Origin of the sequence: Nonomuraea sp. NPDC052116 (assembly GCF_040680035.1) — a bacterium.
Lineage (GTDB): Bacteria > Actinomycetota > Actinomycetes > Streptosporangiales > Streptosporangiaceae > Nonomuraea > Nonomuraea angiospora_A.
In genome coordinates this window covers 1-22,780 of record NZ_JBFAWA010000003.1, presented here as the reverse complement: position 1 = coordinate 22,780, position 22,780 = coordinate 1, and the positions used below count along the sequence as shown (strand labels likewise).

20 protein-coding genes are annotated in these 22,780 nt (G+C 71.5%); 15 read left to right on the top strand and 5 right to left on the bottom strand.

Annotation, left to right across the window (positions count from 1 at the left end; all coding sequences use genetic code 11):
• Positions 1 to 186: 186 nt before the first annotated feature.
• Genes AB0L65_RS05690 through acnA form a run of 10 tightly spaced genes read left to right on the top strand, consistent with a single transcriptional unit; the run spans position 187 to position 11,652 of the window.
• A complete protein-coding gene (locus AB0L65_RS05690; protein WP_364240659.1) occupies positions 187 to 1,344 on the top strand; it encodes an extracellular solute-binding protein in 1,158 nt (385 codons plus the stop codon).
• 18 nt (positions 1,345 to 1,362) lie between these two features.
• A complete protein-coding gene (locus AB0L65_RS05685; protein ID WP_364240656.1) occupies positions 1,363 to 3,111 on the top strand; it encodes an iron ABC transporter permease in 1,749 nt (582 codons plus the stop codon).
• Positions 3,104 to 4,201, top strand: coding sequence for an ABC transporter ATP-binding protein (locus tag AB0L65_RS05680; protein WP_350743297.1), 1,098 nt, complete (start codon positions 3,104 to 3,106; stop codon positions 4,199 to 4,201). Before AB0L65_RS05685 ends, AB0L65_RS05680 begins: the two co-directional genes overlap by 8 nt.
• 5 nt (positions 4,202 to 4,206) lie before the next feature.
• A complete protein-coding gene (locus AB0L65_RS05675; RefSeq protein WP_364240653.1) occupies positions 4,207 to 5,277 on the top strand; it encodes an isocitrate/isopropylmalate dehydrogenase family protein in 1,071 nt (356 codons plus the stop codon).
• Entirely contained in the window at positions 5,274 to 5,921 is a 648-nt protein-coding gene (locus tag AB0L65_RS05670) for an aspartate/glutamate racemase family protein (protein ID WP_364240651.1), read from the top strand. Before AB0L65_RS05675 ends, AB0L65_RS05670 begins: the two co-directional genes overlap by 4 nt.
• On the top strand, positions 5,918 to 7,123 hold the full coding sequence (gene otnK / locus AB0L65_RS05665) for a 3-oxo-tetronate kinase (RefSeq protein WP_364240648.1): 1,206 nt from the start codon (positions 5,918 to 5,920) through the stop codon (positions 7,121 to 7,123). The genes AB0L65_RS05670 and otnK overlap by 4 nt, the downstream gene beginning before the upstream one ends.
• The gene (gene otnC, locus AB0L65_RS05660) at positions 7,120 to 7,731 is read left to right on the top strand and encodes a 3-oxo-tetronate 4-phosphate decarboxylase (RefSeq protein WP_350743290.1); all 612 of its coding nucleotides are present in this window, start codon (positions 7,120 to 7,122) and stop codon (positions 7,729 to 7,731) included. Before otnK ends, otnC begins: the two co-directional genes overlap by 4 nt.
• Positions 7,728 to 8,783, top strand: coding sequence for an Ldh family oxidoreductase (locus AB0L65_RS05655; protein ID WP_364240644.1), 1,056 nt, complete (start codon positions 7,728 to 7,730; stop codon positions 8,781 to 8,783). Before otnC ends, AB0L65_RS05655 begins: the two co-directional genes overlap by 4 nt.
• The gene (locus AB0L65_RS05650; protein ID WP_364240642.1) at positions 8,771 to 9,076 is read left to right on the top strand and encodes a putative quinol monooxygenase; all 306 of its coding nucleotides are present in this window, start codon (positions 8,771 to 8,773) and stop codon (positions 9,074 to 9,076) included. The genes AB0L65_RS05655 and AB0L65_RS05650 overlap by 13 nt, the downstream gene beginning before the upstream one ends.
• 14 nt (positions 9,077 to 9,090) lie before the next feature.
• Entirely contained in the window at positions 9,091 to 11,652 is a 2,562-nt protein-coding gene (gene acnA / locus AB0L65_RS05645) for an aconitate hydratase AcnA (protein WP_364241812.1), read from the top strand.
• Here acnA and AB0L65_RS05640 read toward each other — a convergent pair.
• Entirely contained in the window at positions 11,600 to 12,352 is a 753-nt protein-coding gene (locus AB0L65_RS05640) for a TetR/AcrR family transcriptional regulator (RefSeq protein WP_364240639.1), read from the bottom strand. The two genes, acnA and AB0L65_RS05640, sit on opposite strands and share 53 nt — an antisense overlap.
• A gap of 95 nt (positions 12,353 to 12,447) precedes the next feature.
• Here AB0L65_RS05640 and AB0L65_RS05635 point away from each other — a divergent pair, with 95 nt between their 5' ends.
• Together AB0L65_RS05635 and AB0L65_RS05630 are read left to right on the top strand one after the other, a co-directional pair.
• The gene (locus AB0L65_RS05635; protein ID WP_364240636.1) at positions 12,448 to 13,197 is read left to right on the top strand and encodes an SDR family oxidoreductase; all 750 of its coding nucleotides are present in this window, start codon (positions 12,448 to 12,450) and stop codon (positions 13,195 to 13,197) included.
• Between the two features lie 78 nt (positions 13,198 to 13,275).
• Positions 13,276 to 13,794 carry a pyridoxamine 5'-phosphate oxidase family protein gene (locus tag AB0L65_RS05630; RefSeq protein ID WP_364240634.1) on the top strand — a complete coding sequence of 173 codons (519 nt, stop codon included), beginning with the start codon at positions 13,276 to 13,278 and terminating at the stop codon, positions 13,792 to 13,794.
• Between the two features lie 84 nt (positions 13,795 to 13,878).
• On the opposite strand, the gene AB0L65_RS05625 is transcribed toward AB0L65_RS05630, so the two are convergent.
• From AB0L65_RS05625 to AB0L65_RS05615, 3 genes are all read right to left on the bottom strand, one after another.
• On the bottom strand, positions 13,879 to 15,489 hold the full coding sequence (locus tag AB0L65_RS05625) for a phospholipase A2 (protein WP_364240631.1): 1,611 nt from the start codon (positions 15,487 to 15,489) through the stop codon (positions 13,879 to 13,881).
• Between the two features lie 108 nt (positions 15,490 to 15,597).
• Complete coding sequence (locus tag AB0L65_RS05620; RefSeq protein ID WP_364240629.1) at positions 15,598 to 17,427, bottom strand: ABC transporter ATP-binding protein; 1,830 nt, start codon at positions 17,425 to 17,427, stop codon at positions 15,598 to 15,600.
• Positions 17,424 to 19,175, bottom strand: a complete 1,752-nt coding sequence (locus AB0L65_RS05615; RefSeq protein ID WP_364240626.1) for an ABC transporter ATP-binding protein — start codon at positions 19,173 to 19,175, stop codon at positions 17,424 to 17,426. Before AB0L65_RS05615 ends, AB0L65_RS05620 begins: the two co-directional genes overlap by 4 nt.
• Before the next feature lie 300 nt (positions 19,176 to 19,475).
• Between AB0L65_RS05615 and AB0L65_RS05610 the strand changes: the two genes are divergently transcribed.
• The 3 genes from AB0L65_RS05610 to AB0L65_RS05600 all read left to right on the top strand — a co-directional run bounded on the left by AB0L65_RS05610 (position 19,476) and on the right by AB0L65_RS05600 (position 21,621).
• Positions 19,476 to 20,312 (top strand): aminoglycoside phosphotransferase family protein, encoded by an 837-nt coding sequence (locus tag AB0L65_RS05610; RefSeq protein WP_364240624.1) that lies wholly within the window; start codon positions 19,476 to 19,478, stop codon positions 20,310 to 20,312.
• Positions 20,313 to 20,501: 189 nt separating this feature from the next.
• Positions 20,502 to 20,939, top strand: a complete 438-nt coding sequence (locus AB0L65_RS05605) for a DNA-binding protein (protein WP_364240622.1) — start codon at positions 20,502 to 20,504, stop codon at positions 20,937 to 20,939.
• Positions 20,940 to 21,228: 289 nt separating this feature from the next.
• Positions 21,229 to 21,621, top strand: a complete 393-nt coding sequence (locus tag AB0L65_RS05600) for a nuclear transport factor 2 family protein (protein WP_364240619.1) — start codon at positions 21,229 to 21,231, stop codon at positions 21,619 to 21,621.
• Between the two features lie 210 nt (positions 21,622 to 21,831).
• Here AB0L65_RS05600 and AB0L65_RS05595 read toward each other — a convergent pair whose 3' ends face one another.
• A complete protein-coding gene (locus AB0L65_RS05595; protein WP_364240617.1) occupies positions 21,832 to 22,614 on the bottom strand; it encodes a class I SAM-dependent methyltransferase in 783 nt (260 codons plus the stop codon).
• Between the last annotated feature and the right edge of the window lie 166 nt (positions 22,615 to 22,780).

Below are 22,780 nucleotides of genomic sequence, written 5' to 3'. Positions count from 1 at the left end.
TCGGCAAGAGTTGGGACCGTTCGTCAGAAAGCCGGAGCGCGGAATCGTTGCCGCTATAAGGCATCTAAGAGGCTCTTCGCGTTACATTCCGGAAACGAGGGCTTGACGTCATAGGTTATAACGAAGCAGAGTGTGCGGCATCGCAGGCGACGGCTGGTCGGTCGCGCCTGGTCTAGGAGGAAGCACATGACCACCTTCCACCCCACGTTCCGCGCCCTGGGCGTCGCCGTACTCGCACTCGGCCTCCTCACGGCCTGCGGCGGTGGAGGCAGCAAGGGAGACGGGGCGGCGAAACAGCCGCCGCCGAACTCGATCGCGACGGGACAGGCCCCGTCCTACTACCCGAGCGACTACGCCCAGCTCATCGAGGCGTCCAAGAAGGAGGGCGGCACCCTCACCATCTACTCCAACACCGACCAGGAGAACTGGGCGCCGATCTTCCGGGACTTCGAGAAGAAGTACCCCTGGGTGACGAAGATCGCGGCCAACAACCTGGACAGCGACGAGGTGTTCCAGCGGGTGCTCAGCGAGCAGGCCACCGGCAGCTCGCCCGCCGACCTGGTCGTGTCGAACGCCGCCCAGGCGTGGGCCGACTTCGCCGCCCGGCCGGGAACCCTCATGGAGTACGCCTCGCCGGAGAAGGGCAAGCTGCCGGACTTCGGCGAGCTGCTGCCCAACGTGTACGCCATGTCGGCCGACCCCATGTCGATCGCGTACAACACCTCGCTGCTGCCCGAGAAGCCGACCGGGCTGAAGAGCCTGGCGGCGATCCTGGCCAAGGACCCCGCCCAGTACAAGAGCAAGATCACCACGCGGGACGTGAGCGGCGCGTTCGGCTTCACCGTCTCGCACGCCTTCGCCGAGGCCCGCCCCGACTCCTGGACCTCGCTGCAGTCGGTGCTGCCGCTGGCCAGGCCGGAGACGTCGTCCGGCACCCAGCTGGAGAAGATCACGTCCGGCGAGTACGTGGCCGGCTTCTTCGTCAGCGCCGCCCCGGCGTACCCGGTGGTGGAGAAGAGCGGCGGCCTGCTGGCGATCTCGTTCCTCGACGACGGCACGGTCGTGCTGCCGCGCGGCGTCGGCATCGCCGCCAAGGCGCCGCATCCGGCGACCTCGAAGCTGTTCGTGGACTTCGTGCTGTCGCAGGAGGGCCAGCGGGCGGTCGCCGAGGGCGGGCTGACCTCCTACCGCGACGGCGTCGCGACCGGCGACGGCCTGCACACCTACCAGGAGCTGGTCAAGGCCGTGGGCCAGGCCAACATCATCCTCGCCAAGTACGCGAAGGTCCCCGACGCCGAGGTCAAGTCGTTCACCGGCAAGTGGAACGGCCTGCTCGGTCGCTGACCCGCGAAAGGATCGAAAGTGACCACCCTTTCCCCGCCACGTCCGCCGGCACATCCCCCGCCGCGCTACCGCAGGCCGCTGGGGCTGGCCCGGGAGAGCTGGCTGCAGTACGCCGTGCTGCTCCTGCTGGCGGTCCTGGTGCTGGCGCCGGTCGTCCCGACGCTCTACCAGTCCTTCCTCGACCGCCCCCTGTACGAGGCGGGCGGCGTGCTCGGCGCCGGCAACTACGTGCGGCTGTTCACCGAGGCGGGATTCGGCCGCGTCGTGCTCAACACGGCGCTGTTCGCGGGGCTGACCACCGTGCTCAGCCTGCTCATCGCGGTGCCGATGGCCGTGGTCGTGGTACGCACCAAGCTGCCCGGCGGCCGCGTCTTCGCCGCCGCCATGCAGTGGCCGTTCTTCATCTCCTCGCTCATCCTCGGCTTCGGCTGGATCACCATGTACGGCCCGGCCGGGTTCGTCAGCGTCGAGGTACGCCGCCTGCTCGGCTTCCTGCCGTGGAACCTGTACTCCATCCCCGGCATGGCGCTGACCGAGGCCGTGGCGCTGGCCCCGATCGTCTACACCTTCTGCGCCAACGCGCTGCGCCAGAGTGACGCCTCGCTGGAGGCCGCCGCCCAGGTGTGCGGGGCAGGGCCGCTGCGCATCCTGCGCTCGGTGATCCTGCCGCTGCTGCGCCCGCCCGTCGTCTACAGCTCGATCCTGGTGGTCAGCATGTCGGTGGAGACGCTCAGCGTGCCGCTGCTGTTCGGCCAGCCGGTGCGCATCGACGTCTTCTCGACCTTCCTGTACCGCAACGGCCTGCAGTCCATCAATCCGGACTACGGGGTGCTGGGCGCGGCGTCGGCGATCATCCTGGTTGTCACCGTCAGCCTGGTCGCGCTGCAGGCCAAGCTGCTGAAGAACGCCCAGCGGTTCGTCTCCGTCCGCGGCAAGGCGACCCGCCCGCGACCGCTGGACCTGGGCCGGCTGAAGTGGATCAGCATGGCCGCCATCGCCTTCTACGTGGTGATGGGCGCCCTGGTGCCCATCGGCGGGCTGGTCTTCCGCTCCTTCACGCAGGTGTTGACGCCGCTGCAGTCGCCGTTCAGGACCCTCACCGGGGACAACTACGAACGGATCTTCACCTATCCGGTGTACGTGCAGTCCATCGTCAACAGCCTGCTGGTCGCGGCGATCGGCGCGGTCCTGGTCAGCGCGCTGTCGCTGCTGGCGGTCATGGTGGCCAGGCGCTCGACCTTCCGCTTCGCCCGCGCGGTGGAGTATCTGGCGCTCGCCCCGCAGGCGATGCCCGGCATCATCGTCGGCATCGGCCTGTTCTGGGCGCTGGCCTTCGCGCCGTTCGGGCTGGGCACCCTGATCCAGGGCACGCTGTGGGCGCTGATCATCGGGTTCGGGCTGCGCGCGCTGCCCAGCGGGTTCGGCTCCATCTCGCCGTCGATCATGCAGATCGGGCGGGAGCTCGACAACGCCGCCCGGGTCTCCGGCGCCGACTGGGTCCGTACGTTCACCCGCATCCTGGCGGCGCTGCTGCGGCCGGCCTTCGCCGGGGCGCTGATCCTGACGTTCGTGACGCTGCTCAAGGAGTACTCGCCCGCGGTGTTCCTGGGCTCGGCGGACTCCAACATCATCGGCACGACCATGCTCGAGCTGTGGGTGCAGGGCAACACCGGCTCCGTGGCCGCGCTGGCCAGCCTGCAGATCGCCATCACGGCGACCTTCGTCGGGCTCGCCGGACTACTTCTCAAGGGGCGTACAGATGCCTGAGGTCAAGGTCGCCAACCTGTCCAAGCAATTCGGTGACAACGCCGTCCTGCGCGACATCTCCTTCACCATCGCCGACGGCGAGTTCTTCACGCTGCTCGGCCCCAGTGGCTGCGGCAAGTCCACCACCCTGGCGTGCATCGCCGGCCTGGAGCGGCCGAGCACCGGCAGCATCGCGGTCGGCCCGGCCACGTTCGTCGACGCCGGCACGTTCGTGCCGCCCGAGGGGCGCAACCTCGGGATGGTGTTCCAGTCGTACGCGCTGTGGCCGCACATGACGGTCGCGCAGAACCTGGCCATGCCGCTCAAGATCCGCAAGGTTGACCGGCGCACGCAGGACGAGCTCATCACCGAGGCGCTCGGCAAGGTGGGCCTGGCCGAGCTGAAGGACCGCTACCCGCACCAGCTGTCCGGCGGCCAGCAGCAGCGCGTCGCCCTCGCCCGCGCCCTGGTCTACTCGCCCAGCGTGCTGCTGCTGGACGAGCCGCTGTCCAACCTGGACGCGCAGCTGCGCGAGCAGGCCCGCGCCTGGCTCAAGCGGCTGCAGGAGGAGCTCGGCATCACCACCGTGTACGTCACCCACGACCAGGAGGAGGCCCTGGCCCTGAGCGACCGCATCGCGGTGATGTCCAAGGGCGACATGGTGCAGATCGGCACCCCGAAAGAGATCTACGAGACCCCCGCGACCGCCGAGGTGGCCGCGTTCGTCGGCCGCTGCAACTTCCTCACCGGCACGATGACCGGCCCGGCGGAGGTGCGGCTGGACTGCACCGGGCAGACCATCGCCGTCCCCGAGGGCACGCCGGGCCCGCGCGTCACCGTGGCCGTCCGCCCCGAGCGGCTGGAGATCCTCCCACCCGGCCGCACCGCTCCCGCCGACGTGAACGTGCTCACCGCCGAGGTGCTCACCAGCTCCTACATCGGCTCCCGCTACGAGTACGACCTGCGCCTGGGCGACCACGTCATCCAGGCCGAGACCGCCCGCCCGGGGCTGAGCGGCGAGGTCACGCTCGTCGTCGAGCCCGCCGCCTGCCTGCTCTACCCGACCACCGACGCCCTGCCCGAGGACGTCGAAGCACTCGTAAGGACGTAAATTTCGTGACTTCCTACCGTCTTGGCGTACTCGAAGGCGACGGCATCGGCCCCGAGATCGTCCCCGCGTCCGTCCTGGTCGTGGACGCCGCGCTCGCCGCCGCCGGAGCCGCCCCCGTCGAGTGGGCCGAGCTGCCGCTCGGCGCCTCCGCCATCGACAGCCACGGCGACGCCGTACCGGAGACGACGCTCGCCGCCCTCGCCGAGCTGGACGCCTGGCTGCTCGGCCCGCACGACAGCGCCGCCTACCCCGAGCCGCACCGCTCCAAGCTCAACCCCAGCGGCACCGTCCGCAAGCACTTCGACCTGTTCGCCAACATCCGCCCGGCCAAGTCCTTCGACGGCGCCGACGCCGTCGTCCCCGGCACCGACCTGGTCATCGTCCGGGAGAACACCCAGGGCTTCTACGCCGACCGCAGCACCTACAAGGGCAGCGGCGAGTTCATGCCCAGCCCCGACGTGGCCATCGCCATGGGCATCATCACCCGGCCCGCCGTCGAGCGGATCGCCGTCGAGGCGTTCGAGCTCGCCTCCCGCAGGCGCGGCAAGCTCACCATCGTGCACAAGGCCAACGTGCTGAAGCTGACCACCGGCATGTTCCGCGACGTCTGCCGCGAGGTCGCCGCGCGCTATCCGGACGTGGCCGTGGACGACTTCCACATCGACGCGATGACCGTGCACCTGGTGCGGCGGGCGAACGACTTCGACGTGATCGTCACCGAGAACATGTTCGGCGACATCCTGTCCGACCTGGCCGGCGAGATCGCCGGATCGCTCGGCATCGCCCCGTCCATCAACGCCTCCCACGAGCGCGCCATGGCCCAGGCCGCGCACGGCTCCGCCCCCGACATCGCCGGCCAGGACGTCGCCAACCCCATCGCGATGATCCTGTCCAGCGCCATGCTGCTCGACTGGCTCGGCGCCCGCCACCAGGACCCCGCCCTGGTCCGCGCCGCCGCCCTGATCGAGACGGCGGTCGCCGACACCGTCCGGGGCGGCACCCGTACCCGTGACATGGGTGGCACGGCGGGTACCCGAGCGTTCGCCGAGGCCGTCGCCGCCGGCGTGAAGCGATGAACCCGACGATCGCGGTCGTCAACGCCACCCCGGCCTCCATCCGGCCCGCCGCCGACGGGCTCGGCGAAGGGTTTCCCGAGGCCAGGGCCTGGCACCTCCTGGACGACCGGCTCGTCACCGAGGCCGACGCGGCCGGCGGCATGACAGCCGCGCTGACGCGTCGCATGCTCGCGCTCATCGACTACGCGGTCCGCGGCGGCGCCGACGCGGTGCTGCTGTCCTGCTCGATGTACGGCCCGGCCGCCGGGCTCGCCCGGCGGCTGCACGAGGTGCCGGTGACGGGCTCGGACGAGGCCGTGTTCGCCGACGTCGCCCGGCGGCGGCCCGGCACCGTGCTCGTGCTCGGCTCGCTCGACTCCGCGGCGGCGGACTCGGCCCGGCGGCTCAAGGAGGTGGCCGACGGCGTCGAGATCCGCGCGATCGCGGCGCCGGGAGCCGCGCCCGCGGCCGCCGCCCGCGACTGGCCGGACCTGACCGACGCGCTCGCGCGGGCCGCCGCGCCTCACCTTGACGGCGTCGAGCTGGTCCTGCTCGGGCAGTACTCGATCAGCCCGGTGCACGCCGAGCTGGCCGACCGGCTCGGCCTGCCGGTGCTGAGCCCGCCGCTGGCGGCGGCCCGGGCGTTGCGCGAGGCGCTGGCATGAGCGTGCTGCTGGGCTGCGTGGCCGACGACTACACCGGCGGCACCGACGTCGCCGCCGCGTTGCGCCGGTCAGGCCTGCGTACGGTGCTGATCTTCGGCATCCCCGGGCCCGCGACGGTGCTCCCGGACTGCGACGCCGTCGTCGTCGCGCTCAAGACCCGCTCGATCCCGGCTGGGGAGGCGGTCACCGCGTCGCTCGCCGTTCAGCGGTGGCTTCACGAGCGCGGGGTCGGGCGCCTGTACGTCAAGTACTGCTCCACCTTCGACTCCACCGACCAGGGCAACATCGGCCCGGTCGCCGACGCGCTGACCGAGGCGGTCGGGGCCCGCCTGACCGTGGTGTGCCCGGCCGCTCCCGAGCACGGCCGCACCGTCTACCAGGGGCACCTGTTCGTCGGCGACCGGCTGCTGTCGGAGTCGTCGATGCGCCACCACCCGCTGACGCCGATGACCGACCCCGACCTGGTCCGCGTCCTGGGCCGGCAGACCCCGCACCGCGTCGCGCTGGTCGCGCACGAGACCGTCCGGCGCGGCGCCGACGCGGTGCGCGCGGCGCTCGACGCGCTGCAGGCCCAGAATGTCCGGTACGCGGTCACCGACGCCCTCGACGACCGCGACCTCGACGTCATCGCCCGCGCCGGCGCGCACCTGCCCGTCATCACGGGCGCGGCGGGGCTGGCCGGAGCTCTGGAGACCGCCCGGCACGAACCGGCCACGCCTGCCCTTCCCGCGGGCCCAGGGGTGGTGCTCGCGGGCAGCTGCTCGGCCGCCACGCTGGAGCAGGTGGCCCTGGCCCGCCGGCACATGCCCTCCCACCGGCTGCGCGCCGAGCAGGACGGGCTGGTCGAGGAGGCCCTCGGCTGGCTGGAGGCCAACCTCGCGGCGGAGGGCCGCGCCATGGTCTACTCCTCGGCTCCCCCCGAGGAGCGCTCGCCCGGCGCGGCCGGGCTGCTGGAGGGGGCGCTGGCGGCCGTCGCCGCCCGCGCCGCCCGGCTCGGCGCCCGGCGCATCGTCGTCGCCGGCGGCGAGACCTCCGGCGCCGTGGTCAACGCGCTCGGCGTGACCGGCGCGGTCGTGGGCGCCGAAGCCGACCGGGGAGTCCCCTGGCTGCTCACCACCGGCCACCCGAGCCTGGCCCTGCTGCTCAAGTCCGGCAACTTCGGCCGTCCCGACCTGCTCGTCACAGCCCTGGAAGCACCATGACCGATATTTCGTCACAAATTGCTGAGCTGGGGGCGTCCCTGTTCCGCCGGCGGCTGACACACGGCCGCACCGGCAACCTCAGCGCCCGCACCGGCGACGCCTTCCTCATCACCCCTACCGGCGGCTCCCTCGGCGACGTCTCGCCCGATCAGCTGTCGCTGGTCAGCCTGGCGGGCGAGCACCTGGACGGGCCGCGCCCGTCGAAGGAGGCCTTCCTGCACGCCGCCTTCTACCGCGCCCGCCCGGACGCCGGCGCGGTCGTCCACCTGCACAGCACCTACTCCGTCGCCGTGTCCTGCCACGACGGCCTCGACCCGGACGACGTGCTGCCGCCGCTGACCGCCTACTACGTGATGCGCGTCGGGCGGCTGCCGCTGCTGCCGTACCACGCGCCCGGCGACCCGGCGCTGGGGCCGATCGCCGAACGGGCCGCCCGCACCGCGCACGCGCTGCTGCTGGCCAACCACGGGCCCATCGCCGCCGGCGCCGACCTCGCCGCCGCCGCGGACGTCGTCGAGGAGTTGGAGGAGACGGCGCGGCTGTGGCTGCTGCTGCGCGACCGCCCCGTCCGGCCGCTCACCCCCGACCAGGTCAGGAGCCTGTCGTGATCCCTGCCTCCGAGCTGATCTCCTTCGGGATCGAGGTCCTGACCTCGCTCGGCGTCCCCGAACCCGACGCGCGGCTGGTGGCCGACAGCCTGGTCACGGCCGACGCGTGGGGCCACCCCTCGCACGGCATGCTCCGCCTGGAGTGGTACGCCGACCGCCTGCGCTCCGGGGCCATGCGCGCGGTGACCGAGGTGGCCACCGTGCTCGACGGCGGCGCCGTCGCCGTCCTCGACGGCCGCGACGGCATCGGCCAGGTCGTCACCGCGTACGCGGCCCGCGACGCCGTACGCCGCGCCGGCGAGCACGGCGTGGGCGTGGTCGCGGTGCGCGACAGCAACCATTTCGGCACCGCCGCGTACTTCACCCGCATGATCGCCGCCGAGGGCTGCGTCGCCCTGCTGACCACCAACGGCAGCCCCGCCATGGCCCCATGGGGCGGCCGGGAGAAGAGCGTGGGCGCCAACCCGTGGTCCATCGCGGTGCCCGGCGGCCGGCGCGGCCCGGTCGTGCTCGACATTGCCAACACCGTCGTCGCCCGGGGCAAGATCTACGCCGCTCTGGAGCGCGGGCACGCCATCCCCGAGGGCTGGGCCCAGACGGCGGACGGCGTCCCCACCACCGACCCGGCGCCGGCCGTCGACGGGCTCATCCTGCCTATGGCCGGGCACAAGGGGTACGGCATCTCGTTCATGATGGACGTGCTGTCGGGCGTGCTGACCGGCAGCTCGTACGCCACCGACGTGGCCGGCCCCTACGTTCCCGACCGCCGCAGCGGCTGCGGCCACCTGCTGCTCGCGCTGCGCCTGGACGCCGTGGCCGACCCCGCCGACTATGCCCGCCGCCTCGACGACCTCATCGACCGCACGAAGGCCGTGCCGCTCGCGCCCGGCTTCGACGAGATCTTCTATCCCGGCGAGATCGAGGCCCGCAACGCCGCCGAATCCGTCCAGGCCGGAGTGCGCCTGCCCGGCAGGACCCTGCAGGGCCTGCGCCGGCTCGCCGAGGCGTGCGCCGTCCCGCAACCCGCCTGGATGAGCGCATGTTCGTCGTGATCGTCCGGCTCCAGGTGCGGCCCGACCGCCTGGAGACCTTCCTCGACGGCATCCTGGCCAACGCCCGCGCCACCCGCGACGAGCCCGGCTGCCTCCGTTTCGACGTGGTGCGCAGCGACGACGATCCGCACCGGTTCGTCCTGTTCGAGATCTACCGGGACGAGGCCGCCTTCTTCACCGACCACCGCGCCGCGCCGCACTACGCCGCCTGGCGCCAGGTGGCCGAGTCGTGCGTGACCGAGCACCGCAACACCTTCTGCCATCCCGTCTCGCTCCAAGGGCAGGCCACGTGACCGACTTCCTCACGGTGGGATCTCGCCGTTACCGCATCCACACCGTCGACGCACCCGCGCGCCTGCCGTACAGCCTGCGCATCATGCTGGAGAACCTGCTCCGGCACGCCGCCCCCGCCGAGCAGGTGCGGGCCCTGACCGGATGGCAGCCGGACGCCGGCCGGACCGCCGCCGTGGACCTACATCCCGCCCGGGTGTTCCTGCACGACACCAACGGCGTGCCCGTGCTGGCCGACCTGGCCTCCATGCGGGACGCCATGGCCGCGCTCGGCGGCGACCCCGCCTCGGTCAACCCGGCCATCCCCGCGGAGTTGGTCGTCGACCACTCCATCATCGCCGACGTGTTCGGCCGCCCCGACGCGCTGGCCCGCAACGCCGACCGGGAGTACGAGCGCAACGCCGAGCGCTACCGCTTCCTGCGCTGGGGCCAGGCGTCGCTGCGGGGCTTCACGGTGGTGCCGCCGGGCAAGGGCATCATGCACCAGATCAACGTCGAATACCTGGCCAGGGTGGTCATGACCCGCGGCGATGAGGCGTACCCTGACCTGTGCCTGGGCACCGACTCGCACACCACCATGGTCAACGGGCTCGGCACGCTCGGCTGGGGCATCGGCGGCATCGAGGCCGAGGCGGCCATGCTGGGCCAGTCGGTGTCCATCCTCGTGCCCGACGTGGTGGGCGTGCGCCTGCACGGCGAGCTGCCGGTCGCCGCCACCGCGACCGACCTCGTGCTGACCCTCACCGAACTGCTGCGCGACCACGGGGTGGTCGGCAAGATCGTCGAGTTCCACGGGCCGGGGGTCACCGCGCTGCCGGTGACCGACCGGGTGACGATCTCCAACATGAGCCCGGAGTTCGGCTCCACGGCCGCGCTGTTCCCCGTCGACGCCGAGACGATCCGCTACCTGCGCTTCACCGGCCGCGACGGCGACCACGCCGACCTGGTCGAGGCGTACGCCAGGGCGCAGGGCCTGTGGCACGAGCCGGACGCGCCGCCCGCGTACACCGCCGACCTGGACCTCGACCTGGCCACCGTCGTCCCGTCCGTCGCCGGCCCGCGCCGCCCTCAGGACCGCATTCCCCTGGAGAGGGTGAAGGCCGCCTTCCGCGCGCAGGAGCGGCCTCACGTCGCGGCGGAGCGGGAGATCACGCACGGGACCGTCGCCATCGCGGCCATCACCTCCTGCACCAACACCTCCAACCCCTCGGTCATGGTCGCCGCCGGGCTGCTCGCCAAGAAGGCCGCCGAGCGCGGGCTGAGCGCGAAGCCATGGGTGAAGACCACCCTGTCGCCCGGCTCGCGCGTCGTCATGGACTACTACGGCGAAGCGGGCCTGACCCCCTACCTGGAGCGGCTCGGCTTCACCCTGGCCGGGTTCGGCTGCATGACGTGCATCGGCGCCTCCGGCCCGCTCGTCGAGGAGGTGTCGAAGGCCGTGGCCGAGCACGATCTCGACGTGGCCGCGGTCCTGTCGGGCAACCGCAACTTCGAGGGCCGCATCCAGCCCGAGGTGCGCTCCAACTACCTCGCCTCGCCGCCGCTCGTCGTCGCGTATGCCATCGCCGGCACCATGGACCTCGACCTCACCACCGAACCTCTCGGCACCGACCCCGGCGGTCGTCCCGTCTACCTGCGTGACCTGTGGCCCGCTCCGGAGGAGGTGCGCGCGGTCATCGAGCGGGTGATCAGGCCGGAGATGTTCGCCCGCGCCTATGCCGACGTCCTCGACGGCGACGAACGCTGGCAGCGCCTGGACGTCGCCGGCTCCGCCACCTACCCCTGGGACCCCGCCTCCACGTACGTGCGCCGCGCCCCCTACCTCGACGGCATGTCGCCCGAGCCGCCGCCCGTCACCGACATCACCGGCGCCCGCGTCCTGGTCAAACTGGGCGATTTCATCACAACCGACCACATCTCACCGGCCGGGGCCATCCTCCCGTCCAGCCCCGCCGGCCGCCACCTCTCCGGCCTCGGCGTGCCACGCCACCAGCTCAACACCTACGCCTCCCGCCGCGGCAACCACGAGGTCATGATGCGCGGCGCGTTCGCCAACGTCCGCCTGCGCAACCGGCTCGCCCCCGGCACCGAAGGCGGCCTCACCGCCGACTTCCTGGACGGCGGCACGATCACCACCGTGTACGAGGCCGCCCGCGCCTACCAGGAGGCCGCCGTACCGGTCGTGGTGCTGGCCGGGGAGGGTTACGGCGCGGGCTCCTCCCGCGACTGGGCCGCCAAGGGCCCCGCGCTGCTCGGCGTGCGCGCCGTCATCGCCAAGTCGTTCGAACGCATCCACCGCTCCAACCTGGTCGGCATGGGCGTCCTGCCGCTGCAGTTCCTGCCCGGCCAGGGCCCGGACGAGCTCGGCCTCACCGGCCGGGAGGTCATCGACGTCACCGGCCTGGCCGCGCTCGACGGACCGAGGCTCCCGCCCACCCTGACCGTCAACGCCGGCGGCGTCACCTTCGAGGCCCGCCTCCGGCTCGACACGCCTCGCGAGGCCGACTACTACCGGCACGGCGGGATCATGCCCTATGTCCTGCGCGGCCTGCTGGCAGCTGCGCGCCGATCCCGTTGAGCACCCGATCCAGCCCGTGCCGGAAGCGTTCGGCGGGGGAGAGGTGCGCGGTCCTGGATTCCTGCACGGATCGGCCGAACAGGGGGTAGGCGCCCGACCCGACGATCTGCCGCACGTACGGCCCGATGTAGTCGCGCTTCCAGCGCTCCGGGTCCAGGCCGGTACGGCGGGCCTCCTCCAGCCAGCCGATCTCGCGGCGGATCGCGCTGTGGACGTAGTCGTTCACCATGTCGACGTAGCCGGTCATCTCGTCGATGTCGAGGCCGAGCCCGTCGAGCGCGCCCAGGGCGAACTCGTGCACCCGCAGCAGCTGCGGGCCCAGGGTCGGGCGGCCGCTGAGCAGCGGGGTCAGCCAGGGATGGCGCAGGCCGGCGGCCCGGGTCTCGCAGGCGACCAGGGAGAGGCCGCCTCGCCAGTCGCCGGACGGTTCGGCGGGGAGTTCGAGCTCGCCCATCGCCAGGTCGATCATGAGATCGAACAGGTCATCGCGTTTCGGTACGTAGCGATAGAGCGACATGGCGCCGGTGCCCAGCTCGCCCCCGATCCGGCGCATGGTCGCGGCCTCCACCCCCTCGGCGTCGGCGATCCGGACGGCCGCCCGGGTGATCTGCTCGCGGCTGTAGCCGGGCCGCCGCCCGGGCCCCGAACGCTCCAGGCGCTCGGGCCGCATCCAGATGCTGATCAGTTCCTCGTCGGACATCCTGGCCTCTCCCTAACTTGCGTACACAGTACTCGAATGGCTAGGGTCCCATTTCGAGTACGAAGTACGCGAAATGATGGAAGGCGTGATCAGCAATGACGACCTTGACCGGCAGGACGGCGCTCGTGACCGGCGCCAGCAGGGGGATCGGCCGGGCCGTCGCCACCCGGCTGGCCCGGGAGGGCGCCCGGGTCGCCGTCCACTACGGCAGCAACGAGGCGGCCGCCAAGGAGACGGTCGCGGCCATCGAGGCGGCCGGCGGGCAGGCGTTCGCCGTACGGGCCGAGCTGGGCGTGCCGGGCGACGCCGAAGCGCTGTGGGCAGGCTTCGACGCCCACGCCGACGGCCTGGACATCCTGGTCAACAACGCGGGCATCCTCGGCGATCAGGGTGAGATCGACGGCGTGACCAGGGACGGCTTCGAGCGGCTGTTCGCGGTCAACACGACCGCGCCGTTCTTCATCACCCGGCTCGCCCTGCCGCGGCTGCGGGACGGCGGCCGGATCATCACCATCGGCACGATGCTGACACGGGGCGCGGCCATGCCGCGGGCGATCGGCTACGCCATGTCCAAGGCCGCGCTCGACGTGCTGACCACCGCGCTGGCCAAGCAGCTCGGGCCGCGCGGCATCACGGTCAACACCGTGGCGCCCGGCGTCATCGACACCGACATGCACCAGGGCCGCCTGGTCGGCGAGGCCCTGGCCTGGCTGTCGTCGCAGTCGCCGCTGGGCCGGCTGGGCATGCCGCAGGACGTCGCCGACGCGGTGGCCTTCCTGGCCGGCGACGACAGCCGTTACATGACCGGACACCGCCTGGACGTCTCGGGCGGAACGACCATGTGACCTGCGGCGATGAGTTCAGTGCCGTCGGCCGGTCTACCTGTGTGACCGCCATGCCGCACACGCCGTTCGGAGGTTCCGATGACCGACCAGCTGCCCGTCGAGGTCACCAATCTCGACCGCTACGACCACGACGTGCTGCCGTGGGACCGCGCCCACGCCGTGCTCAGCAGTTCGTCGGGGGCGGACATCACGTGGTTTCTCGGCACCGTACGGCCCGACGGCCGGCCGCACGCCGCGGGGGTCGGCGCCGTCTGGTACGACGGCGCCCTCCATTTCACCACCGGCCCGGGCGCCCGCAAGACCCGCAACCTGGAGGCCGATCCGAACTGCACGATCTCGGTCAGGCTCGACGGCATCGACCTGAATCTCGAGGGCACCGCGCACCGGGTCACCGACGCCACCATGGTCGAGCGCGTGGCCGCTCTGTACGCCGAGCTCGGCTGGCCCGCGACCGCCGAGGGCGACGCGATCACGGCGCCGTTCAGCGCACCGAGCGCGGGCCCGGCGCCGTGGCACCTCTATCGCTTCTCGATGCGCGTCGCGTTCGGCGTCGCCACCGCCGAACCGCACGGAGCCACCCGCTGGCGGTTCGCCTGAGCGCTTGCCGCCGCGACCGAGGTCGGGCCGGACGGCGGGCGATGCCGCGGTCCGGCCCGAGAAGGGGTTCAGCGGGCGCCGTTCTCAGGGCCTGCCGAAGCCCAGGACCGCCGCGTAGTAGACGGCCGCGATCTTCCTGCAGGCGCCCCGCACCAGGAAGAAGTAGCCGCCGCACACCTTGTCCTTCAGGGTGATGTAGAACCGGGTGTCCACGTCGAGCTTCCGAAAGACGGTGCGGTCGAGGTAGTACTTGTACTTCATCCTCTGGTTGGTCATCAGACCGTACCCGTAGTCGTGGGAGTCACAGGCCGGCCGGAAGTCGAACCCGGCGGGGCGGTCCGCTCCCGGCTTCGTGCAGTGGTCGTGAACGATGCCCCTGACCTTGAAGCCGCTGGCGGTCCGCTTCCAGTCGGGCTTCTTCCAGCTGCCGCCGTGGTAGGCCCAGGCCGAGCAGCCCGACTTCGTGTACCACATCCAGGTCTTGGCCGAGTCGCACTTCTTCGGGTAGGACTGCGGGGGGTCCACGCCGTCCGGCAGGAAGTCGCCGGCCGGCGGCTCGGTGGCGTTCGGGTCGTCGAGCCCGGCCGCGCCCTCGGTCGGCCCGCCGTTGGCCGGCATGTCGGTGCCGGTGGCGACCACCTGGGGAGCCGCGGCGCCCGCAGGGAAGGTGAGCTGCCAGTCGCCGTTGCTGACGGACTCGATCGACGACAGGCGTCCCACCGAGTCGTAGGCGTAGGTCCCCTGGACGGCGCCGAGGCTGGGATCGCTCGCGGTGCGCAGCAGGCCGTTCAGGTCGTAGGCGTAGCTCGCCTCGGTCTGCGGCGCGTCGGTTCCGTACGCGACCTTGACCTCCTTGAGCCGGCCCGCGTAGTCGCCGTTGGAGGTGCCGGTGGCCGTGGTGGCCGTGGCGTAGGCGAACGTGGTGACGCTTGCGGGGCTCTCGCCACGGGTCGGTTCCTTGACGGTGCTGACCCGGCCCTGGGCGTCGTAGGTGATGGCGGACTTGCCGAAGGCGACGGTGCCCACGCTGGTCACCCGCCAGGGGTCGGCGCTCGGCGCCCCGGCCGGCCGGGCCCAGGTGTAGGTGAGCTGGAGGTCGGCGTTGCTGATGGGGGTGCCGTCGGCGTTGGTCAAGGGCTCCTTGCCCGGGTCCAGGGGGCCCAGATCCGTCACGAACGTCTCGACCGTCGTGGTACGCATCGCCCCGATGACCGCGTCCCACTTGGTGGTTTCGGTGATCTTGGATCCGTCGGAGGCCTCGTACGTCTGGATGCCGCCGCCGTCGGGGAAGGAGACGCTGCTCTTCAGGGGGTAGCTGGTCGACGTGCCTTCGTCGAGTTCCGTGACGACGATGGTGCCGTTCTGGTTCTCGAGTTTCCGGTTGATCTCTCCGCCGGCGAACTCGGCCTGCCAGCCCGGTCCGAAGACACCCAGCTCGGGCCGGGTCGCCGGGGCCGACTGCGGCCGGGCCAGATCACCGGCGGTCAGGGCCACGCCGTGCTTGCGGCTGATCGCGCCCGCGGACACGTCCAGCTCGGTGAGCTTGAAGGTCTTGGTGTCGGAGGAGTACTGGCCGGGACCGACCTCCTGGACGTTCGCCGGTGGCGGGTCGGCGAGCGCGGTGGCGGAGACCTCCGGGGCGAGGAAGGGGAGGAGCATCGCCGAGACGGCGACGGGGAGCGCTAATCGGCGCAAGGGGTGCCTCCAGGTGAAAGGAGAAAGTGATTTGATCACCTGGAGAGTAAGGGCTGACAATCCACTCGACAAGAGCTGGACAATTTTCTTGAACGGTGCTGAAATCGCCTACGAAGCCATGTCCTGGAGATAATTTATTGATGCATTCATGCAGGTGAGAGGCTGCACTGTGAATTTGTAGAGTATTTGTAGCGGTGTTGTAGAGTCTTCCCGAATAATGACTCGGCAAAATGGCGTGAAGGCATATTCGATGTTCCAGAAATCGGCGTAGCGGCCGTCGCGGCGCAGCAGTTCGTCGTGGCCGCCTTCTTCCACGATCCGGCCGCCGTCCAGAAAGACGATGCGGTCGGCGCGCCGGACGGTCCGCAGCCGATGCGCCACCATCACGACCGTCCGGCCCGCCATCAGGCGCTCGACGCCTTCGTGGACGGCCGCCTCGTTCACCGGGTCCAGCGCGGAGGTGACCTCGTCCAGCAGCACGATGGGCGCGTTCTTCAGCAGCGCCCGCGCGATCGAGACACGCTGGCGTTCGCCGCCGGACAGCAGCGCGCCACCCTCGCCGACCTTCGTCGCCCAGCCACCGGGCAGCCGCTCGATCACCTCGTCCAGCCGCGCCGCGGTCGCCGCCGCCCGCACGTCGGCTTCGCCGGCGTCGGGACGGCCGAGACGTACGTTCTCCTCGATCGTTCCGTCGAAGAGATAGACCTCCTGGAAGACGATGGCGATCCGCGCCATCAACGCCTCGGTGCTGACGGCGCGCACGTCCGCGCCTCCCACGCGCACCGCGCCCGCGTCCACGTCGTAGAACCGCGCCACCAACTGCAGCAACGTGCTCTTGCCCGCCCCGGACGGTCCGACGACGGCGAGCCGCTGCCCCTCCGGCACGGACAACGACACGTCGTCCAGCACCGTACGGTCCCCATGCCGGAACACGACGGACTCGAACTCCAGGGAATGGCCCGCCGGCCGGACCGGTTCGCGGGGTTCCGGCAGCGGCTCGGTGCGCAACAGCGTGTCGAGCCTCGCCAGCTCGGAACGCGCGCCGCGGAGCCGGCCGCCGAGGTCGGCCAGCGACAGCAGCGGATCGGCGCAGCGGGCGGCGAGCACCAAGATGGTCAGCACCTCCGCCGCGCCGATGCCCCCGCCGAGCGCCAGGTAAGTGCCCAGGACCAGCAGCGCCGTGAAGATCGCCTGCACGGTGAGTGCCAGGCCCAAGGTGCCGGGCAGCGCCGACAGCACGGTACGGCGGGAGGCGCGCCGGACTTCCCGCAGCGAGCCGTCGAGCAGCTCGAAGCGTTCGACGGTCCGGCCGCCGGCCCGCAGCACCGGCTGGGCCTGGAGATATTCGATGACCCGCCCGGTGGCCTCGTGGTCGCGTTCGTGGCGGTCCGCGTCGGCGGCGGCCATCGAGCGTCCCGTCCAGATCTGGACCGCCGCCACGACCGGGACGGCGACCAGCGCGGCCAGGCCCAAGGGCGGGTTGAAGGCGAGCATGACCGCGACGATCGTCAGCGGGGTCACGCAGGCGGAGACGAACGGCGCCAGCAGATGCGCGATCACGCTCATCGCCTGCAGGACGCCGCGGCTGGCCAGCACGGACACCTCGCCGACCCGGCCGGCGCCGTACCAGCCCAGCGGCAGGCGGGCCAGATGATCGCCGAGCCGGTGGTACATGCCACGCAGCAGCACCGTCCCGACGCGGAAACCGGACAGATCACTGCGATAGCGCAGCACGGCGTAGACCCCGACCGCGGCCCCGAACGCGACCAGCCACGGCGCGGCGTCCGCGGGCGCGCTCCCGAACAGCGCCCGCAGCACGGGGACCAGCAGCGCGTAGGACAACCCCTCGGCCACCGCCGTCGTCGTCATCAGGGCCACGGTGCGACGCACCGGCCGGGCGTACTCGTCTCCGAGCACGCGCAGCAGCATTCGGATCATCGGGGCTCATCTCCCTGCGGTACGGTTCCGACCTCGCCGGGGACCGCCGAGCGGTGGGATCTCCAGAACTCGGCGAACTTTCCGTTCCGCGCCAGCAGCTCGGCGGGCGTGCCGCGCTCGACGATCGACCCGTTCTCCAGCATCACGACGGTGTCGGCGTCGGCGATCGTCTCCAGGCGATGGGCGATGACCAGCACCGTGCGATCGCCCGACGGCGTGGCCAGGGTTCGGCGTACGGCCTGCTCGGTGTGCGGGTCGGCGAAGGCGGTCGCCTCGTCGAGCACCAGGACGGGCGTGGCGGCGAGCAGCGCTCGTGCGATCGAGATCCGCTGCGCCTCGCCGCCCGACAGCCCGGCCTCTTCGTGGAGCACCGTCTCGTATCCGCGCGGCAGCTCGAGGATGCGCTCGTGGACGTTCGCCAGCCGCGCGGCGCGAACCACGTCATCGTGGCCGGCGTGCGGCACCGCCAGCGCGATGTTGTCCGCGACCGACGCGCGCAGCAGGCGGACGTCCTGGAAGACGAAGGAGACCAGCCGATACAGGTCCTGGCGGCCGAGCTCGCGCAGATCGGCACCGCCCAGGACGACCGAGCCGTGGGTCGGGTCGAAGAAGCGCGGCAGCAGCTGAACCAGCGTGGACTTCCCGCTCCCCGACGGCCCGACGACCGCGGTGACGGTCCCCGGTTCGAGCACCAGGTCGATCCCGCGCAGCACCTCGTGATCGGCTTCGTACCCGAACCGGACGCCGCGCAGCTCCACCCGGTGACCCCGTGGCTCGACCTGACGCGCGGGCTCCGGCAGCGACCGCACCGCGAGCACGTCCCGGATCCGGCCGACCGCCCGCCGGGCGGCCTGCATGTCGTCGAACCCGTGGCCGAGGGCCGCCACGGGAGCGGTCAGGCCCAGCCCGAGCAGCAGGAAGGGCAGCAGGTCGGGCGGGGCCATGCCACCGTTCGCGATCAGGGCCGCACCGCCGATCAGCACGACCAGCAGCACGAACGGCGGCGACAGCGCCAGCTGCATCCCCGCGGCGATCGCGGAGACAGCGCGCACCCACCGGAAGAAGGTGCCGACGAAATCGTCCGCGGCCGTGCGGAACCTGCGGTGGGCGCGCTCGGATCCGCCGAACGCCTTGACCACCGAGATGCCCTGCACGAACTCGACGGCCGAACTCGCGATCCGTCCCATGGCCGCGTCGAACTCCTCCTGCTCGCGCAGCCGGGCCGGGGTCATCATCAGGGGGACCAGCGCCACGGCCAGCACCACCGGTATCAGCGTGATCAGCGTGAGCCGCCAGTCGACGGTGAACAGGTAGATCAGCGACACCAGCGGCACCACGAACGCGGCGACCAGCTCGCCGGGGGTGTGGGCGATGAACGGGTGCACGGCGCTCACGTCCTCCCCGACCACCTTCGCCAGCTCGCCGGTCCGGCGCCGGGAGAACCAGCCGATCGGCACGCGCCCCAGCTGCGCGGCCAGCTGCCGCCGGAACGACAGCTGCACCTGGCCGTCGAGAATGTGCCCGATCCCGGACGAGGCGGCCGTGAACAGCAGCCGTACGAACAGGCCGGCCGCGCCCGCGATGACGACGGTCCAGACGTGGCCGTGATCGGCCGGGCCGGGCGACAACAGCGTACGACCCAGTTCGACGACCGCCAGCAGCGGCGCCAGCCCCGCGACGGCACCGATGACCTGCAGGATCACAACGGCGGCGAAACTCCACCGGTAGGGGCGCAGCAGCCTTGCCACGCGCGGTCCCGGCGCGGGACCGGGTGGCGCGGACCGGTCAGTGGTGCTCATCGGTGCGTCGATGGGCTGGCTGGGGCTCTCATGACCGGAAATTCTCGTCCGGCTGCCGGTCGGTGGCGTCCCGCAGGCGGAGTCATCTGCCACTACCGCACCGGGATCACCGACCGGCCGGACTACGACGCCGGGAGTAGTCGGGTCTTCCCGTTGGCGCCGGTGATGACGAGCCTCAGCACGTCCGTCCGGAGGCGCCCATATGAAATCTACAACGTAAAGGCGCGTGGGTGCCAGGAGCGGTTCCGCATGGCCCGGGTGCCGTGGGGAGGGATCGTGGACGAGGCGATGCGGGTGGTGGCGCGGGCGTACGGGCTGGGGGAGCCGGTCGGGCCGGCCGTGTACGCGGCGCGCGGCGAGCTGGGCCGGATCTGGCGGCTGGACACCGGGCGCGGTTCGTGGGCCGTGAAGGAGTTGCTCGTGCCCGCCGAGGAGAGCGCCGCGCGGCAGGACGCCGCGTTCCAGCTGGCCGCCGGGAAGGCAGGGGTGCGCCTGCCGCGGCACGTCACGACGGTTGAGGGCGACGTGCTGCTCGACGGGAGGTGGCGGGTCTACGAATGGGTGGATCTGGTGCCGGGCGAGGTGGTCACGGCGGGCGAGCTCGGCGTGGTGACGGCCGGGCTGCATGGGGTGGAGTATCCGGCGTCGGGGGCGGTGGCCCCGTGGTTCTCCGAGCCGGTCGGCCGGGCCGCGTGGGAGGAGCTGGCGGCGGCCGGGGGTGAGTGGGCGCCGATGCTGGAGCGGGCGCTTGCCGATCTCGTCGCGCTGGACTCCCTGGTCGTCCCGCCCGGCTCTTTCATCACCACCTGCCATCGCGACGTCAACGTGGAGAACGTGTGCCGGGCGGCCGACGGCGGCGTGATCGTGCTGGACTGGGAGAACTGCGGGCCGGCGCGCCCGGCGTTCGAGCTGGCGGGGATCCTCGTCGATCTGCCCCTGGAGGACGCGGTCGCGGCCTACCGGGCCTATCGGGGCGCGGGTGGGCCTGCGGTGGTGGCCGAGCCGGCCGACTTCTCGATGGCGATCGTGGTGCAGGGGCATTTGCTGGAGTTCTACGCCCCACGCGCGCGAACGGCGGGTCGGTAGGGACGGTCGTTTCAGCGCAAAGCCCCAGTGATCGCCCATTTCGGAGCGCGTCATCGTGGTCAGGGCTTCGTCAGTCATCTGCTCGGCGAAGGGACCCGTCTGTCCTCTGGCTTGGCGGACCGCGATCTTAAACGTTCCGTTTAAAACGATAAGTTGACATCGGTTTGAGTGTTGCGGCATGGTGAGCCCATGCCTACAGATGCCGATCACCACCTCGACCCCTTCACTCCTCCGCATCCGGAGCAGGCGCGTGCGCAACGCGTGTACGCGTCCCTGTTCCGGATCGCCGAGCGGCACGCGGTCACCGATGAGCAGCGCGGCCGGCAGGTCCACGCGTCGGCCATCGGTCCGCACGAGGCCGTCAGGCTCGTGACGTTCCTGCTCAGCGGAGCCGCACGGCTCGATGACGGCGAGCCGGAGGTCGATCACGCCGACATCACCGCGGCGTTGAGCCTCCTCCCGCTGGTGCGCGGGGAGCTGGACGCGCTGGAGGTCAGCCTGCTGGAGATGGCGCGGGGGCGCGGCATGACCTGGCAGGAGATCGCGTTCGGGCTCGGGCTCGGCACCGCGCAGGCCGCCAGGCAACGCCACGAACGCCTCGCGGACCGTGTCGAAGACCCGGAGTAGCACGGACCTCCGGCCTCATCGTGCGTGCTCGCCGAGGCTGGTCCGGCTTTACCGTCCATGCCGGCCAAGGCCGGCCCATCCAGCCTTACCGTCCGTGCCGGCCGAGGCGAAGGCGGAGGCCCCCGCCCCACTCGCCATAGACCCGGTGGCCGCCGGAGGTGCGCTCCTACCCCTGCTTTCGAGGTGGAGTGCCGGCGGCGACGTTCGGGGCGGTCTCTCCGCGTCTGGATGGACGCGCCCCTGTGGCCGGCTTGACCTTGTCACCGGCGTCAGCGTTTACCGTCGCGACATGAGCAGCTTCGATCGGATCACCCTCCTCAAGCACGACCAGAGCTTCTTCGACGCCCTGGTGGCAAGCGATCCTGCCGTTCTGGAGGAGCTCCTGGCGGACGACTTCGTCCTGGTCGGGGTCGAGGACGGGGCCGTCGCCGGCAAAGGGATCCTGCTCGACCTGGTGGCCTCCGGCTCCCTGAGGTTCCCGCAGATCCACTCGTTCCCGGACGAGGCGATCGTCCGGGTCATCGGCACAGTTGGCATCGTCGTCGGGCGTACCAGTATGAACTTCACCAATCCCGACGGCGGCACGTTCAGCGCCGGAAGCCGCTACACCCACGTTTACGCCGCCGGCGACCACGGCGCCTGGCGGCTCGTCTCCGCCCAGGGTACGGCGATCAAGGCTTGATCCCGGCGCGGGCGTCTGGGTGGCGGGTTCGGGCAGGCGACGCCGACCGGGTCTGCGTCTCCTGAATGAGGCCGACATGAAGATCGCCAGCAGGTCGACGGCGCTCAGGCGGGTCGCCGGGTCACGCGTGGAGTGTCGACCTGGGCAGACAATCCCGAGGTGATCAGGTGAGGGGGCAGGGGGCGCGGGGTCATCGTCCTTGCGAGCCCGTCAGCCGGCCAGGTCGGGCCGGCGGGCGACGTACAGGATCCGGTCGTGGTCGTCCTCGTCGGCCGGGTCCCGTGCGGACGTCCCCACCAGCCCGTGGGTGGCCACGACGTGCAGTCCGGCCTGCTCGGCCACCTCGCGCACGGTCCGCTCGGAGTGGTGCCGTTGCACGTGGCGCATCGACAGCCGCTCCCAGCCCGCGCCGTTCCGTTCGAACAGGTCGAACTGCGTGATCACGACCGCGTCGGCCTCGATCCGCGGGGACTCCGCGAACCAGGCCACATACCGGTCGCCCCGGTCGGCGACCGTGGGGACGCTGAACATGCGGCGGTAGTAGCCGATGGTGTTCAGGTCGAAGACCAGCACCCCGTCCTCGGTGAGCTGGTCGCGCGCGGCCGTCAGCGCCTGTCGCAGCTGATCGGTGCCGGTCAGGTACGTCATCGGCACGTCCACGCAGGCGACCACGTCGAAGCCGGTCAGTCCGGGCGGGGGCTCCTGCAGCCGTCCCACCAGGAACCGGATCTTCTCGGCCCCGGGCCGGCGGCGGGCCGTCGCGACCATCGCGGGGGACAGGTCGTAGCCGGTCACCTCGAACCCGTGCTCGCGGAAGGCCACGCTGCTGCGGCCGGTTCCGCAGCCGGCGTCCAGGAGCCGCCGCCCGCCCGACCCGTACCGATCGGCCGCCTCCACGAAGCGGGCCACCAGGCCGGAGGTGTCCAGCTGCGCGTTCAGTTCGTCGTAGCGGGCCGCGATGCTCTCGTAGGCGGCCAGCGTCTCGTCCGACATGCGTGCCTCCTGGGTGCGGGTGTCCCGCCGCTGCGCGAACCGTGCCGGGGCGGTGGGCCCGGCCCGGGCGCTGGAGATTGTCTACCAGATTTACCCGATAGGAAGAGGGTCGGGTTGGGAAAGAGTGTGCAATACACGGTGTAGATCACGGTGGTGGCCGGATCAT